Source organism: Paraburkholderia sp. RCC_158, from assembly GCF_041355255.1.
GTDB lineage: Bacteria > Pseudomonadota > Gammaproteobacteria > Burkholderiales > Burkholderiaceae > Paraburkholderia > Paraburkholderia graminis.
On the sequence record NZ_JBFUPM010000001.1, the window covers coordinates 758,365 to 772,087 of the forward strand.

Below are 13,723 nucleotides of genomic sequence, written 5' to 3' on the forward strand. Positions count from 1 at the left end.
TATGTTCGCGGACGTCGCCGCATGACGCCGCGCCGCGTCCACCCCAGTTTATGCGCACAAACTACGGCACCCTACTGCATCGCCGAGCGGGCGCGCTCCAGCAGCAACTCACGCTCTCGCACATTGCGCGTCATCGCCGCGGCGCGTTCGAACTCCGCGCGCGCTTCGTCCAGGCGGCCGAGTTTCGCGAGCAGATCGCCGCGCACACTCGGCAGCCAGTGATAGTTCGCGAGCGTGGCATCGGCGGCAAGTGCATCGACAATATCGAGCCCGGCCGCCGGCCCGAACGCCATGCCCACCGCGACCGCGCGATTCAATTCGACGACCGGCGAAGGCGCCACCTGCGCAAGCGCGTCATATAGCGCGACGATCTGCGCCCAGTCGGTTTCTTCCGCGCGATGCGCGCGTGCGTGACACGCGGCCAGCGCGGCTTGCAGCGCATACGGCCCGCTCGCGCCGCCAAGCGCATGCGCCGTGTTGAGCGCAGCCAATCCGCGACGAATCAGCAGCGGGTCCCAACGGCTGCGATCCTGGTCCAGCAACAGAACCGGGCGGCCCTGCGCATCGGTTCGCGCATGCGTGCGCGAGGCCTGAATCTCCATGAGCGCGACAAGGCCATGCACTTCGCTTTCATCGGGCACGAGACCGCTCAGCACGCGCCCGAGCCGCAGCGCTTCTTCGCTGAGCGCCGGGCGCATCCAGTCGTCGCCGGCCGTGGCCGAATAACCTTCGTTGAAAATCAGATAGATCACTTGCAGCACCGACGCGAGCCTCGGCGCGCGCGCGTCGGCCTGCGGCACCTCGAACGGCACTTTCGCCGCCGACAGCGTGCGCTTCGCCCGCACGATCCGTTGCGCGATGGTCGGCTCGGGCACGAGAAACGCGCGCGCGATTTCATCCGTCGTCAGACCGCCGAGCAGGCGCAGTGTGAGTGCGACGCGCGCGTCCGTCGACAACACCGGATGACACGCGGTGAACACGAGCCGCAGCAGATCGTCGCCGATGTCGTCGGCACGCGCCGCATCCAGTGCATCGACGAAATCGGGCACCAGATGCGCCTCGAGTGCGTCCATGTCGTGGCCCAGTTCCTGGCGCTTGCGCGCGTGCAGCGCTTCCTGCCGCAAGCGGTCCAGCGCGCGATTTTTTGCAGTCGCCATCAGCCACGCTCCAGGATTGTCGGGCACGCCCGCGTCCGGCCAATGTTCGAGCGCGGACACGAGCGCGTCCTGCGCCAGTTCTTCGGCGAGCCCGACGTCGCGCACCATCCGCGCGACGTGGGCGATGACCTTGGCGGACTCGATCCGCCAGACGGCCTCGATGGCACGATGAGTGGCCAGTTTCGTCACAGGCTCAGCCCGCCGCCTTGGCGTTCGGGTCCATGTAGATCAGCTCCCAGATATGTCCGTCGATGTCCTCAAATCCGTGGCCGTACATGAAGCCGTAGTCCTGCGGCGCGCGCGGCACGCTGCCGCCCGCTTCGACTGCTTTGGCGACCAGCGCGTCGACTTCGCCCCGGCTTTCGCACGACAGGCCGACGAGTGTTTCCGTACTTTCCTTCGGATCACAAAGCGATTTACGCGTGAACGACTTGAAGAGGTCTTTCACGAGCAGCATCGCGTAAAGGTTTTCACCGAGGATCAAACATGCGGCCTGATCGTTGGTGAATTGCGGATCGAAGCCGAAACCGAGCGCGCTGAAAAATGCCTTCGACCGTTCGAGATTACCGACGGCGAGATTCACGAAAATTTGCTTGTGCATGATGGAATCCAATAATCGGTTCGCGGCGGCTCAGCGGCAATTTAGCGGCGGCCCGCTTCCAGTTCACGGAAACGCTCAAGCTCCGGACCCGGCTCGAAGTCCTCGAGTTCGAAGAGTTGCCGCACTTCGATTTCGCCATCGGCGTTTTCGCCGAACGGCGCGGGAAAACGCCGCGCCCATTCCATCGCTTCCTCGCGCGAACGCACCTGGATCAGCGTGTAGCCGGCAATCACCTCTTTGGTATCGGCAAACGGACCGTCGATCACCGAACGCTGGCCGCCGCTGTAGCGAATGCGCCACCCTTTCGAAGTCGGCTGCAAGCCGGTGGCGTCGAGCAGCACGCCGGCCTTCGCGAGTTCTTCGTGATACGCGCCCATCGCGGCCATGAGGGACGCTTCGGGCATTTCGCCGGCTTCGCTTGCGGCGGTTGCCTTCACCAGGATCATGAATCGCATCGCGGTTACTCCTTTTGTCGTGATGTTGTAGAGAGCGTGCGGCGCCTTGGCCGCTCTTACTCACACGACGAGCAATGCACGAACGATTCGACAGCTATGATGCGTCGCCTGGGGAAAACCCCGAGTCAAAAGCCGTCGCTCGCTTACATGAAGCACGGGCCGAGCTTGCGTACCTCGACGGTGCACCACGTCGCCGCCGGACAGGCTTGCGCAATCGCCACGGCTTCTTCGCGCGATTCGCAATTGAGCAGGTAGAAGCCGCCGATCATTTCCTTCGCTTCGGCGAACGGTCCGTCGACCAGTTTCGGCTGGCCGCCGCGCACCTGCACGCGCACGGCGTCGCTGGAGGATGTGAGCGCTTCGGCCGCCAGCAGTTTGCCGCGCTCCTTGAGATCCGCGCCGAAGCGCACCATCTCGTCGTAGACTTCGCGGCCCTTGGCCTCGCCGCGTTGCGCGCGTTGTTCGGGGGGTTCGACGATCAGCAGCATATAAGACATGGCGTCTCCAATGAATGACGCTGCGGACCGTCAGCCCGGCAGTCGTATGACACAAATGGACGCGCTCATGCGAGCGCGGAAAGCCAGTCTAACAAGCGCGGATCGTTCCGGTAAACCTGCCTTGGTGGGTAATCGGCCGTCGGCCGTTGAGTTTTACGAAGACTCGTAATAGATGGACGGCAGGCGAATTGACTTTCGCTGTGCGCGTGGCATTGCGCCGATTTGAAGCGGTTGCGAACGCGCTAACGTCTGCTTCAAACTAAGCGGCAGTCGGAAGAAGATTGAGCACTTCAATGTGCCGCAGCACAACGATCAACAGACGCAAAACAGACACAAAAAAACGCCCCACGTGGGGCGTTCTATCGTCTTCAACTTACCGACTCAAAGCACCGCTTCCGCGATCGCTCTCGTCCGCGCGGACCGCATCAAGCCTTCGATCATGCGCGCCTGCGCGTTCGCGATCTCGCTCAACGACGCCACGGAAAGTTGCGCATCGAGAATCGCCAGCGCCGTGCAGAGTCGCGCGTATTCGTCGTCATTCAATTTCCATGCGCCGGTTCGCTGCTCGCGCTCGTCGAGGTGAACCATCGCCGCGTGTCCGCTCTGAATATCGTCGAGCGTGTCTTCGCCGAGGCCGAGGCGCGCCAGTTCCTGCGACACCAATAAATGCCGGCTCAACATCATGTGTAGATCGCGCGAACCGTGGCCATGCTGGAACGCGTCGAGCGACGCATAGCACTGCAGGATCATCGCGGCGGTAACGGGCTCGTGTGCGCTGCGGCTGTGAGTGAGTGCACGCAATAGCGGCGACATGGCCGGCACATTGTGTTTGCGGACTCGCGCTTTACTGGACATAGATTCAACCTCCTTCGCTAACTCTCGGCTTCGTCGCCACATCGGTACGATTTTCCGGCGACGAATGCCGCCGATGCGCCGGCGGCTCGACAGCCTCTAATGTGAGTCTGTGTAAGCATGATGGCAAGCCTTTATTAAGACCGGCTTAAACGGCGAAATTCCCAGTCGTCCACCGCAAGTACGAAAAAAAACCCTGTTCCCGCGAGAGAACAGGGCCGGACAGGATGGAAGTCGTGCTTGCGCGTGGATGCTCGCCGACCTTTAACCATCGAAACTAACCAAGCTGTTGCTGCTTGTGCTGCTACTGCGAAAAGCAAAACGTTTGCTGCCTGCTTTACCGCTACTGCGAAGACTTTTGTTGCGACGTCAACTGCTTGTGTTATTGCTGCTCAAGCTATTACCGGTGCTGCAAAAACTGCAAACTGCAAACTGCAACTTGAAAAAAAACGATCTGCTACTTCACCTGCCACTGCGCCATTTGCTTCTACTTCCTACTGCTTTACTGCCCTGCCGTGTCGACTGCCACGGCAAACTGCCATCAACGGTACGGTTCAAAACAACGCGGGGGAAGACCGCGTCGATGGGCTCGGTGATTTGTCGCTCCATGGAAAACAGTTTATGCGAGCGAGCGCTCGAGCAATTGGGCAAAAGGAAGGGCATTGCCACGCCTGTTTGACGAATGGACGTAACAATCGGGGACGCATGTGGAAGAGCACTGTGGGGAACGACGCGACCGGACACCGCCGCGCGCAAGTCAGAGCAACTCGGCGCGAATCAGAGCAACTCAGCGCAAGCAGACACAGCACAACGAATGCGCACGCAGCATCACGTAGACGCTGCGTGCGCAACGATCAATCGACATCAGCGCGCGGCAAAGTCGCTGATCGTCAGCAGGACTTTTTCGCCCGGACGCGCCAGCATCTTTCTTTCGGCCACAGCGGTGATGCGCTTGCGGCCATCGGCGAAAGTTTTCAGCATGCGGTCTTCCGCGGCGCCGCGTTGCAGCCAGAAATACTGCTCCAGTGCTTCACGCGTGACGGCGCATTCGAGTTCCCGTCCTCGCGCCGAAAGCTGGAAAATCACCGCGCGCCCGTCTGGGGAGACGCTTGGTTCAAGCTCGATAATCTCCATGGCCCACCTCGCAAAGTTGCTTATGCCGCCCGTCGTACTCAACGAGCGACGCCGAACAAAACTGAATAGACACGCAAGCCCGCATCGGTCTTTCGGCTGATGAATCCGCTACTGCGCCGCCGCTACCTCAATCGTAAGCGAACGTGAAAACGCGTGCATGTCAGCGTGCCCCAACCGAAGCGCAGGCGAAACTGCACGCGCGTGCGTCAGCTCGGGCATACATGGCGTCGCGCTCATCCACCGCGAGCGTTTCACACAGAAGTCATGCAATAGCGTACTCAAACCTTCGGACATCGCGTGTGTCCCGCCGCGCACTCCGCGCGACGCGGACGCAATCGCGAACCAGGAATGCGGCGGCCGCAATTCGTGGGACGTCACACCACGCGAATCGCGGAAACGCATGCAGCCCGTGTCGGGATAGAAGACGAGCGTCGTCACGTCGCCCTCGATTGCGCGCGTCAGAACTTCGGTTCTCGGGTTCAGCATTGTTCGTCGTATGCCAGGTGGCGCCGTCTGTCGGCGTTTCGGCGTGTCGCGCCGCGAGGTCTCGACCTGCGCGCGTATCAATCCGCGGGTAAGGGCAAAAGCAAGGCACATGCCAATCTGTGTCGAACGCGCCGCGTCCGGTTTCCGTCGAGCACCATAAAGTGCAAACGTAGCGCGGTCTGCGAACGGCGAAGCATCGGCGGCGCTTGATGCGTCGCGGGTAAAGCCGCTGCGGCGCATCGTGTTGTCGACAGTCGCGTGAGCCGCGATACACGTCGATCAACTGCGCAAGCGAGCACGTTCACACGCCGATGCATGGTAAAAACGCGCTGGCAGCATGACAATTCGCGCCCATTCTTACTAACGGCCCGCGCGCCCGCACGCCTCGACATGTCCGACCACCAACCTGCGATAACCCTGCGCCCCGCTTCCGCCGACGACGAAACTTTTCTCTTCGAACTGCGCAAGGCGACGATGACCGAGCATCTCGCGCGCGTCGGCGAACCCGCGGACGACGCCGAGCATCGCGCTCGTTTGCTGCATCGTTACGACGCGGCGCGCGTGATTTGCGTCGACGGCACGCCTGCCGGTTTGCTCAAGGCGCATCGTTCCGATACCGAATGGCGAGTCGTTCAATTGCAGATCGCGCCGGCACTGCAAGGGCGCGGCATCGGCGAACGGGCGCTGCACACGGTGCTGCGCGACGCCGACGCCGCGACCTTGCCCGTCACGCTGAAGGTGCTCAAGGGCAATCCGGCGCGGCGTCTTTACGAACGGCTCGGCTTCGAAGTCGTGAGCGAAGATGAAAGAGAGTTTCACATGAGGCGCGCGCCACGGGCGTCGGCGGAAACTGAAGCAGAATGAATGGCGGATAAGAACTGACACCGCACGAGCTGACATGACCATTCACGAACGCGCGTGCCGACAGATGCGTTGATGTGAAGCTGATCCCAAGCTGATCCGACGAATATCGGCCCGCACGCGTCACATATTCGTATACGAACTGCACCATCCTGGCGCGGCGACCTGCTTATCGCCGAACAACGTACAGCCGCCGTAGGCATCCGCAGCCTTGCCCTGAAACAGCGAACATGTGCTGCACTTCTGGTCTGCTGCGTATTGCGGATACTTCGCCTTGTCGACCTTCGACGCGTCTTCCTTATAGCCGAGCGCTAGCGCTTGCGGGTCCCTCTCGCTGAGTACATTTGCGTTTGCGCTCGCGGCGAATCCCACGCGTGACATCACGAGCGAAGAGCCGGCGCTCACGCTCATCAATAGAAAATGGCGGCGCGACGTTTTCATTGTTGTGCTCCGATGGTGGTCATGGCGCGTGTCATCGCGGGGATGAATCAACTGCAACGATTCTAGCGTGAGCGGCCATTCGCACGCACGCAACCACGCATGCTTACGATTTGAATGCACGCGGAGCGCTCGCGAACGCGACTCTCGTTTTGCGTTTATCCTCTTTGCTCGTTTCTCGCAGTGTTCTCCATCGCAATCGTTTGGTCCCATTCGGAGTTGAGCATGCAATACCGCAAATTCGGCCGCACAGGGCTGACTGTTTCCCGCCTGTGTCTCGGCACCATGACGTTCGGCCTGCAAACCGAAGAAGACGCTTCGCGCCGCATTCTCGACACAGCCGCCGATGCCGGCGTGAACTTCATCGACACCGCCAACGTTTATCCGCTCGGCGGCGGCGAGGACAACGCGGGACGCACCGAAGAAATCGTCGGGCGCTGGCTGAAGGGCAAGCGCGATCGCTTCATCCTGGCCACCAAGGCAGTCGGCAAAATGGGCCCTTCCGCGTGGGATCAGGGCGCGTCGCGCAAGCATCTGCTCGATGCCATCGACGCCTCGCTAAAGCGCCTCGGCACCGACTACGTCGACCTGTATCAACTGCATTCCGACGACGCCAACACGCCACTCGACGAAACGCTCGAAGCGCTGGACGTGATCGTGCGTTCGGGCAAGGCGCGCTACATCGGCGTGTCGAACTTTCTCGCGTATCGGCTCGCGCGCGCACTCGGCCGCGCGGACGTGCTGCGCGTCGCGCGCTTCGTCTCCGTGCAGCCGCGTTATAACCTGCTGTTCCGCCAGATCGAACGCGAACTGCTGCCGCTCGCCGCCGAAGAGGAACTCGCCGTGATGCCATACAACCCGCTCGCGGGCGGCTTGCTGACCGGCAAGCACAAGCTCGATGCAGCGCCTGCGTCGGGCCGCTTCACCGAAAGCGTCGGCAAGGCGGGCGCGATGTATCAGGAGCGCTACTGGCATCACCGCGAATTCGAAACGATCGAGCGGCTCAAGAGCATTGTCGAGCCGACCGGCGAATCGCTCACACGCGTTTCGCTCGCGTGGGTTCTGGCGAATCCACTCATCACGTCTGCGATTATCGGTGCGAGCCGCGCCGAGCAACTGAGCGACACGCTCGCCGCATCCGAACTCGTGCTCGACGACGACATCAAGAAGCAACTCGACGAAGCGAGCGTCGAATATCGTTGGGGCGATGCGGCGCGCTAAACGTGGCGGTCAGCCGACATGGCGAGTGATCGCGAGCCGCAACACGCGCGCTGCGATCACCGCCCGTATCTGAGCACCGTGCTGGTGGCCGCAATCACATGGTCCTTCATGGCGGCAAGCAGTGCGTCTCTCGTCAGACCGGCCGGCAACGCATCAGGCGCGAGATCGAGCGCGTAGATCTGCACGACATAGTGATGCGGCACCTCGCCGACCGGCGGACACGGGCCGTAATAGCCAGGGCCGCCCGTGCGGTTCGTTCCGGCGACGCTTCCAGGCGGCGGCGCGGCTCCCTCGCCAAGCGCGGTCACGGAAGACGCAATGCCGTATAGCACCCAATGCACGATGCCGAGACCTTTGGCGCCATCGGGATCGAAGATCGTCACTGCATAACTCTTTGTGCCGGCCGGCACGTTGCGCCATTGCAGCGCGGGCGACACGTTGCCGCCGCCGCAGTTATTCGCGCTGGCCGCATGCGTCGATTCGAGTGTGCCGCCATCGGCCAAACCGGGCGAGCTCAATGTGAAAGCCTCGGCCGCATAGGCGTGAGCAACGGCGAACGTCAGCATCGCGCCGACGCTCAACGAAATCATGCGCCGCGCAGCGCCAACGTAAGCCCGTCGAATCATTGTTGTTTGCTCCCGGCCATTCGCGCCAGTTGATATCTATTTGAACTTACCCGTTCGTGCATTCGCTTCAGGCAATTGCCGCGTTTCGCGCACCGACCGCGGATGCCATAAGCGCGCGCCGCCTTCAATACCCGCATCGTTCGAAACGGTTGCAACGTTCGCGGGCAAATCGAATGTCAGCCGCGCCGCGTTGCCGCCGCCAATCCATAGCTTGTCGTAATTCACGAGCGATTCGAGAATGCCGATCACTTTGTGAACACGCTTATTCCAGCGTTTATTCCCGGCTTTTTCGCGCGCCGCGTCGCCGATGTACTCGTCATAAGCCACGCCTTTCTTGCTGACCGGATGATGCGCGAGTTCGAGATGAGGCATCAACTCGCCGTCGCGAAAGAGCGCGGTTCCCGCGCCGGTGCCGAGCGTCAACACGAATTCGATGCCCTTGCCTTCTATCGCGGCGAAGCCCTGCATTTCGGCGTCGTTGATCATGCGCGCGGGCAAGCCGCCCAGTTTTTGCGCGAGCAGATCGGCAAGCGCAAAGTCGCGCCATCCTTCCACGCCGAAATGCGGCGCGGTCAGAATGCGGTTATTGCGGACCACGCCGGGAAAGCCGATCGACATCAACTGCGCCGGCGCCTTCGCGATCAACGGCTCGACGAGTTTTGCCAACGCATCGACGAGTTGCTGCGGCGTGCACGGATGCGGCGTCGCCACGCGCAAGCGCTCGGTTTGCATCTGACCGTTCGCATCGATGATCGCTGCTTTCAATCCAGTGCCGCCGACGTCGATTGCAAGAATCCGTTCGTTACGCGTTGCTGCCTTGTCTTTCGATGCCGCCATGTTGCCCCCCGTTGATGTGGTTTTACCCAGCGCGTTCACTTCTTTTCGATTGCATTGGTCTTTAATGGCCGCCACGCGCGGCCGTCGCGTGCGAGCAGCGCATCGGCTTCGGCGGGCCCTTCACTGCCGGCCGCATAGCCGTGCACGGGCATCGCGCCGCCCGTTTTCGGATGCAGCACATCGTCCACCGCGCACCAGCTCGTCTCGATGCTGTCGGCGCGCTGAAACAGCGTCTCGTCGCCGAGCATGCAGTCGTACAGCAGCGTTTCATAGCCGACGTTCGCGCGCTCCGCGAAGAAGTCTCCATAGTTGAACGAAGACTGCACGGGACCGATCTGCATCACCGGGCCCGGCGTCTTGACGTTGAAGTCGAAGCTCGTGCCGTGCGCGGGATCGATACGCAGCGTCAGCACGTTCGGCGTGAGCGCGTCGACGGGCGTGTCGCGAAACAGACGGAATGGCACCGGCTTCAGTTGCACGGAAATTTCAGTGCGCCGCACCGCAAGCCGCTTGCCCGTGCGCAAATAGAAAGGCACGCCGGCCCAGCGCCAGTTTTCGACGAACACGCGCGCGGCCGCATACGTTTCTGTCTTGCTGTCCGGCGCGACGTCCAGTTCCTCGCGATAACCCACGCCCGCAGCGCCTTTTTCGTATTGACCGAATACGACGTCGTTCGGCGTGAGCGGCAAGATCGCGTCGAAGATCTCGGCTTTTTTATTGCGCACGGCTTCTGCGTCGAAAGAATTGGGCGGCTCCATCGCGACCATGCCGAGCAACTGGAACAGGTGGTTCGGCACCATGTCGCGAAACGCGCCGGTCTGCTCGTAGAACTTGCCGCGCCCTTCCACGCCGATTGTCTCGGCCGCCGTGATCTGCACGCTGTCGATATATTCGCGCCGCCACACAGGCTCGAATAACGCGTTCGCGAAGCGCACGGCAAGAATGCTTTGCACCGTGTCCTTGCCGAGAAAATGATCGATGCGATAGATCTGCGATTCCTTCGCCTGCGAAAGAATGTGCGCGTTCAGATCGCGCGCCGATGCGAGGTCGGTGCCGAACGGCTTCTCGATCACGATACGACGAAAGCCGCCGTCCTCTTTCAGCAAACCGGTCTCGCCCAGATGTTCGACGATCGGTTTGAAGAAGCGCGAGCCCACGGCCAGATAAAAAATCACATTGCCGCCGGGCGCCTGAGCGAGCTTTTGCTTCAGACGCGCGAAGGTGTCGGGCGTGTCGAAATCGCCGGCCATGTAGGTGAGGCGCTGCGCGACCCAATCCCATGCGCTGTCGTCGAGCTTACCGGCGTGGAAAGTGCTGGCTTTGTCGGCGGCGAATTTTTGCAGCGACTGGTGCAGCTCCTCGCACCATGCGCTCGTTTCGCGCTCGCCGTGATTCACGCCGACAATCTGCATGCCGCCGTCGAGCAGGCCATCCACGGCGAGGTTGTAGAGCGCGGGCATCAGGAGGCGCTTGGTGAGGTCGCCGCCCGCGCCGAAGATGACCAGCGTGCAAGGCGGCGCCGGGCGCTTGCCGGCGGGCGACGGCGGCTCGCCGTGCGCACTCGCACTCACTTTGCAACTGCGCGGCGCGGCAAGGTTGCCGTTAGCATCCGCATTCGGAGAATTAGCGGCTTGGGGATTCGATGGAGTCGACATGGGATTCACTCGAGTAAGCCAATGAAACGGACGTGGGAATAGAGAAAAGACCGCGCCCGCCCCCACACAGTTCAACAACGGTCACGCGCTATTTGACCGCACTGCTCGCCAGCGCGGAAACCGTTTCGGGTTCGACCGCGGGCTCCGTGGGCCGCGCCGGAGCCGACGGCGCTGCCGGAATCGGCGCGCGCCCAGGCTCGCCCGCAAGCGGCACGCTGCCCGATGCGGCCATCTCACGCGGTTGCAGCAGCAATGCGACAAGCCCGGTCCAACCGGTTTGATGCGAAGCGCCGACGCCGCGTCCGTTGTCGCCGTGGAAGTATTCGTGGAACAGAATCAGATCGCTCGAACGCGGGTCCGCTTGCAGCAACGGGTACGCGCCCATGACCGGACGCTCGCCGTCACGGTTCTTGAGGAACAGCGTGGTCGCGCGGCGCGCGAGTTCATCGGCGATTTCGGACAACGACAAGGTCTTTCCCGAGCCCGTCGGATATTCGACGCGGAATTCGTCGCCGTAATAGCGGTGAAATTCGTAGAGCGATTCGATCAACAGATAATTGACGGGCATCCACACCGGACCGCGCCAGTTCGAATTGCCGCCGAACACGCGCGTATCCGATTCAGCCGGCAGATATTTGACCGTGAAGCTATTGCCGTTGTGATCGAACACGAACGGATGATCGCGGTGGTATCGCGACAGTGCGCGCACGCCGTGATCGGAGAGAAACTCGCTTTCGTCGAGCGCGCGCCGCAACAGCGCTTTCATCCGGTGTCCGCGCAACACCGACAGCAACAATGCATTGCCCTTACCCGGCTCGTTCCAGCGCGAGACGAGCTTCGCGAGATCCGGCCGATGCTTGAGGAACCACACGAGCCGCTCGCGCAATCCGGGCAACTCGCCATGCAGGCGCTCTTCGAGTACATGCACCGCGAAAAGCGGAATGAGCCCGACGATCGAGCGCACGCGCATTGGAACACTGGTGCCGTCAGGCAGGCGCAGCTTGTCGTAGAAGAACTCGTCCTCGCTGTCCCATAGTCCGGTATCGCAGCCGTCGTCGCAACTCACGGCTTGCGCGATATACAGGAAGTGCTCGAAGAACTTTACGCCGATGTCGACAAACACATGGTTCGCATACGCAAGTTCCAGCGCGATACGCATGAGGTCGAGTGCATACGCGGCCATCCACGCGGTGCCGTCCGCCTGATCGATGTGGCCGCCCGTGGGCAGCGGCGACGAACGATCGAAGATGCCCACGTTGTCGAGCCCAAGAAAACCGCCCTGAAAGATGTTGTGACCGTCCGCGTCCTTGCGGTTCACCCACCACGAAAAGTTGAGCAGCAGCTTGTGAAAAATGAGCTCGAGAAAATCGCGATCGGGCTTGCCGGTGAGCGCGCGGTCGATCTCGTACACGCGCCACGCGGCCCACGCGTGAACCGGCGGATTGGCATCGCCTAGCGCCCACTCGTAAGCGGGCAGTTGTCCATTCGGATGCTGATAGCGGTCTTTCACCAGCAGCAGCAATTGACGTTTCGCGAAGGCGGGGTCGATTAACGCAAACGCCGCCGCATGAAACGCGAGATCCCACGACGCATACCACGGGTACTCCCACTTGTCCGGCATCGACACGATGTCCGCATTGCACAGGTGCATCCAGTCCGCGTTGCGTCCACGTTTGCGCGCGGCCGCCGGTTGAGGCTGCAACGGATCGCCTTCGATCCAGCGATGCACGTCGTACCGGTAGTACTGCTTCGACCACAGCATGCCCGCGAGCGCCTGGCGCTGCACGAGACGCGCGTCCGGATCGTTCATGTCGCGTTGCAGCGCGCCGTAGAATTCGTCGGCTTCGGCGATACGCTTTGCAAAGAGTGCGTCGGCGTCGAACGGCACTTCGTCGGGCGTCGCCTCGGGACGCCAGCGCATATACACGACCGCGCGCCCATGCGGACCGAGTTCGATTGGCGCATGCGCGCCCGCCTTCGTGCCGCGATCGCGACGCACCGCGTGCTGATCGCCATGCACGAGGTAATCGTTGAAGCCGTCCTTGAACGGACCCTCGCCTTCCATATTGAAGAGGCGCTTTACGTTCGTGTCGTTCTCGCAGAATAGCCACGCGATTTGCGGCGCGTCGTGCGACCACGCGGTGACGACAATCGGTTCATGCCCATGCTGATGGCCGATCAACTGCGCGCGGCCTTCGTGGTCCGTGCCTGCTGCAAGCGACGGCTTGTCCGTGTTCGGTTTCCACGACCACGAATTGCGCGCCCAGATTTGCGGCAGTACATCGAGCGATGCGGGTTCGTCCGCGCGATTCTCGATTGCGACGCGCATCACGATGTCGTCGGGCGCGTGCTTCGCGTATTCGACCTGAACGTCGAAGTAACACAAGTCGTCGAACACGCCGGTATCGAGAATTTCGTACTCCGGCATGTCGCCGCCGCGCCGCGCGTTTTCCTCGATCAGATCCTGATACGGATAGGCCGCGTGCGGGTACTTGTACAGCATGCGCATGTACGAATGCGTCGGCGTGCCGTCGAGATAGAAGTACAGCTCCTTCACGTCCTCGCCGTGATTGCCCTGCGCGTTCGTGACACCGAAGAGCCGCTCTTTCAGGATCGGGTCTTTGCGATTCCACAGCGCAAGCGACACGCACCAGCTCAGCGTGTCGTCGCCGAAACCGGCAATGCCGTCCTCGCCCCAGCGGTATGCGCGGCTGCGCGCATGGTCGTGCGGAAAGTAGTCCCACGCAGTACCGTCCGCGCTGTAATCCTCGCGCACGGTGCCCCATTGACGCTCGCTGAGGTAAGGGCCCCAGCGCTGCCAGTGGGCACAATCCGCCGAATGCAGACGTGAACCTTCAACAGTGGCGAACAGATTCGCAGCGCGCAGCGGTGGCATGACAGCT

The 13,723-nt window shown here is 61.9% G+C and carries 14 protein-coding genes; 3 read left to right on the forward strand and 11 right to left on the reverse strand.

Annotated features, from left to right (window positions below; genetic code table 11):
- Window positions 1–71: 71 nt before the first annotated feature.
- The 5 genes from AB6809_RS03430 to AB6809_RS03450 form a co-directional block, all read right to left on the reverse strand.
- Window positions 72–1,346: an RNA polymerase sigma factor gene (locus AB6809_RS03430; RefSeq protein WP_006047339.1), complete on the reverse strand. Its 1,275-nt coding sequence runs from the start codon at window positions 1,344–1,346 to the stop codon at window positions 72–74.
- A gap of 4 nt (window positions 1,347–1,350) precedes the next feature.
- On the reverse strand, window positions 1,351–1,758 hold the full coding sequence (locus AB6809_RS03435) for a VOC family protein (protein ID WP_006047340.1): 408 nt from the start codon (window positions 1,756–1,758) through the stop codon (window positions 1,351–1,353).
- Window positions 1,759–1,799: 41 nt separating this feature from the next.
- Window positions 1,800–2,213, reverse strand: a complete 414-nt coding sequence (locus tag AB6809_RS03440) for a YciI family protein (protein ID WP_029967178.1) — start codon at window positions 2,211–2,213, stop codon at window positions 1,800–1,802.
- 143 nt (window positions 2,214–2,356) lie between these two features.
- On the reverse strand, window positions 2,357–2,710 hold the full coding sequence (locus tag AB6809_RS03445; protein ID WP_006047342.1) for a YciI family protein: 354 nt from the start codon (window positions 2,708–2,710) through the stop codon (window positions 2,357–2,359).
- Between the two features lie 381 nt (window positions 2,711–3,091).
- Window positions 3,092–3,565, reverse strand: coding sequence for a hypothetical protein (locus AB6809_RS03450; RefSeq protein ID WP_107707075.1), 474 nt, complete (start codon window positions 3,563–3,565; stop codon window positions 3,092–3,094).
- Between the two features lie 286 nt (window positions 3,566–3,851).
- Between AB6809_RS03450 and AB6809_RS03455 the strand changes: the two genes are divergently transcribed.
- Window positions 3,852–4,241 carry a hypothetical protein gene (locus AB6809_RS03455; RefSeq protein WP_307260316.1) on the forward strand — a complete coding sequence of 130 codons (390 nt, stop codon included), beginning with the start codon at window positions 3,852–3,854 and terminating at the stop codon, window positions 4,239–4,241.
- A 185-nt stretch (window positions 4,242–4,426) separates the two neighbouring features.
- Here AB6809_RS03455 and AB6809_RS03460 read toward each other — a convergent pair whose 3' ends face one another.
- Window positions 4,427–4,696: a DUF1488 domain-containing protein gene (locus AB6809_RS03460; protein ID WP_006047345.1), complete on the reverse strand. Its 270-nt coding sequence runs from the start codon at window positions 4,694–4,696 to the stop codon at window positions 4,427–4,429.
- Window positions 4,697–5,572: 876 nt separating this feature from the next.
- Between AB6809_RS03460 and AB6809_RS03465 the strand changes: the two genes are divergently transcribed.
- A complete protein-coding gene (locus AB6809_RS03465; protein WP_029967181.1) occupies window positions 5,573–6,046 on the forward strand; it encodes an N-acetyltransferase in 474 nt (157 codons plus the stop codon).
- 120 nt (window positions 6,047–6,166) lie between these two features.
- On the opposite strand, the gene AB6809_RS03470 is transcribed toward AB6809_RS03465, so the two are convergent.
- Window positions 6,167–6,484, reverse strand: a complete 318-nt coding sequence (locus tag AB6809_RS03470; protein ID WP_029967183.1) for a high-potential iron-sulfur protein — start codon at window positions 6,482–6,484, stop codon at window positions 6,167–6,169.
- Window positions 6,485–6,706: 222 nt separating this feature from the next.
- Here AB6809_RS03470 and AB6809_RS03475 point away from each other — a divergent pair, with 222 nt between their 5' ends.
- Window positions 6,707–7,702, forward strand: coding sequence for an aldo/keto reductase (locus tag AB6809_RS03475; RefSeq protein WP_006047349.1), 996 nt, complete (start codon window positions 6,707–6,709; stop codon window positions 7,700–7,702).
- Between the two features lie 56 nt (window positions 7,703–7,758).
- On the opposite strand, the gene AB6809_RS03480 is transcribed toward AB6809_RS03475, so the two are convergent.
- The 4 genes from AB6809_RS03480 to AB6809_RS03495 all read right to left on the reverse strand — a co-directional run bounded on the left by AB6809_RS03480 (window position 7,759) and on the right by AB6809_RS03495 (window position 13,716).
- Window positions 7,759–8,292 carry a YbhB/YbcL family Raf kinase inhibitor-like protein gene (locus AB6809_RS03480; protein WP_371025993.1) on the reverse strand — a complete coding sequence of 178 codons (534 nt, stop codon included), beginning with the start codon at window positions 8,290–8,292 and terminating at the stop codon, window positions 7,759–7,761.
- A 72-nt stretch (window positions 8,293–8,364) separates the two neighbouring features.
- Complete coding sequence (locus AB6809_RS03485) at window positions 8,365–9,165, reverse strand: ROK family protein (protein WP_006047351.1); 801 nt, start codon at window positions 9,163–9,165, stop codon at window positions 8,365–8,367.
- Between the two features lie 35 nt (window positions 9,166–9,200).
- On the reverse strand, window positions 9,201–10,820 hold the full coding sequence (gene zwf, locus AB6809_RS03490) for a glucose-6-phosphate dehydrogenase (protein WP_029967187.1): 1,620 nt from the start codon (window positions 10,818–10,820) through the stop codon (window positions 9,201–9,203).
- An 88-nt stretch (window positions 10,821–10,908) separates the two neighbouring features.
- Window positions 10,909–13,716, reverse strand: a complete 2,808-nt coding sequence (locus AB6809_RS03495; RefSeq protein ID WP_029967189.1) for a glucosidase — start codon at window positions 13,714–13,716, stop codon at window positions 10,909–10,911.
- Between the last annotated feature and the right edge of the window lie 7 nt (window positions 13,717–13,723).

Bases quoted from the DNA above. Each gene is read 5' to 3' on its own strand.
- AB6809_RS03445 (WP_006047342.1), bottom strand. From the start codon at position 2,710: ATGTCTTATATGCTGCTGATCGTCGAACCCCCCGAACAACGCGCGCAA.
- AB6809_RS03475 (WP_006047349.1), top strand. From the start codon at position 6,707: ATGCAATACCGCAAATTCGGCCGCACAGGGCTGACTGTTTCCCGCCTG.
- AB6809_RS03485 (WP_006047351.1), bottom strand. From the start codon at position 9,165: ATGGCGGCATCGAAAGACAAGGCAGCAACGCGTAACGAACGGATTCTT.
- AB6809_RS03465 (WP_029967181.1), top strand. From the start codon at position 5,573: ATGTCCGACCACCAACCTGCGATAACCCTGCGCCCCGCTTCCGCCGAC.
- AB6809_RS03470 (WP_029967183.1), bottom strand. From the start codon at position 6,484: ATGAAAACGTCGCGCCGCCATTTTCTATTGATGAGCGTGAGCGCCGGC.
- AB6809_RS03435 (WP_006047340.1), bottom strand. From the start codon at position 1,758: ATGCACAAGCAAATTTTCGTGAATCTCGCCGTCGGTAATCTCGAACGG.
- zwf (WP_029967187.1), bottom strand. From the start codon at position 10,820: ATGTCGACTCCATCGAATCCCCAAGCCGCTAATTCTCCGAATGCGGAT.
- AB6809_RS03480 (WP_371025993.1), bottom strand. From the start codon at position 8,292: ATGATTTCGTTGAGCGTCGGCGCGATGCTGACGTTCGCCGTTGCTCAC.
- AB6809_RS03440 (WP_029967178.1), bottom strand. From the start codon at position 2,213: ATGCGATTCATGATCCTGGTGAAGGCAACCGCCGCAAGCGAAGCCGGC.
- AB6809_RS03460 (WP_006047345.1), bottom strand. From the start codon at position 4,696: ATGGAGATTATCGAGCTTGAACCAAGCGTCTCCCCAGACGGGCGCGCG.
- AB6809_RS03495 (WP_029967189.1), bottom strand. From the start codon at position 13,716: ATGCCACCGCTGCGCGCTGCGAATCTGTTCGCCACTGTTGAAGGTTCA.
- AB6809_RS03450 (WP_107707075.1), bottom strand. From the start codon at position 3,565: ATGTCCAGTAAAGCGCGAGTCCGCAAACACAATGTGCCGGCCATGTCG.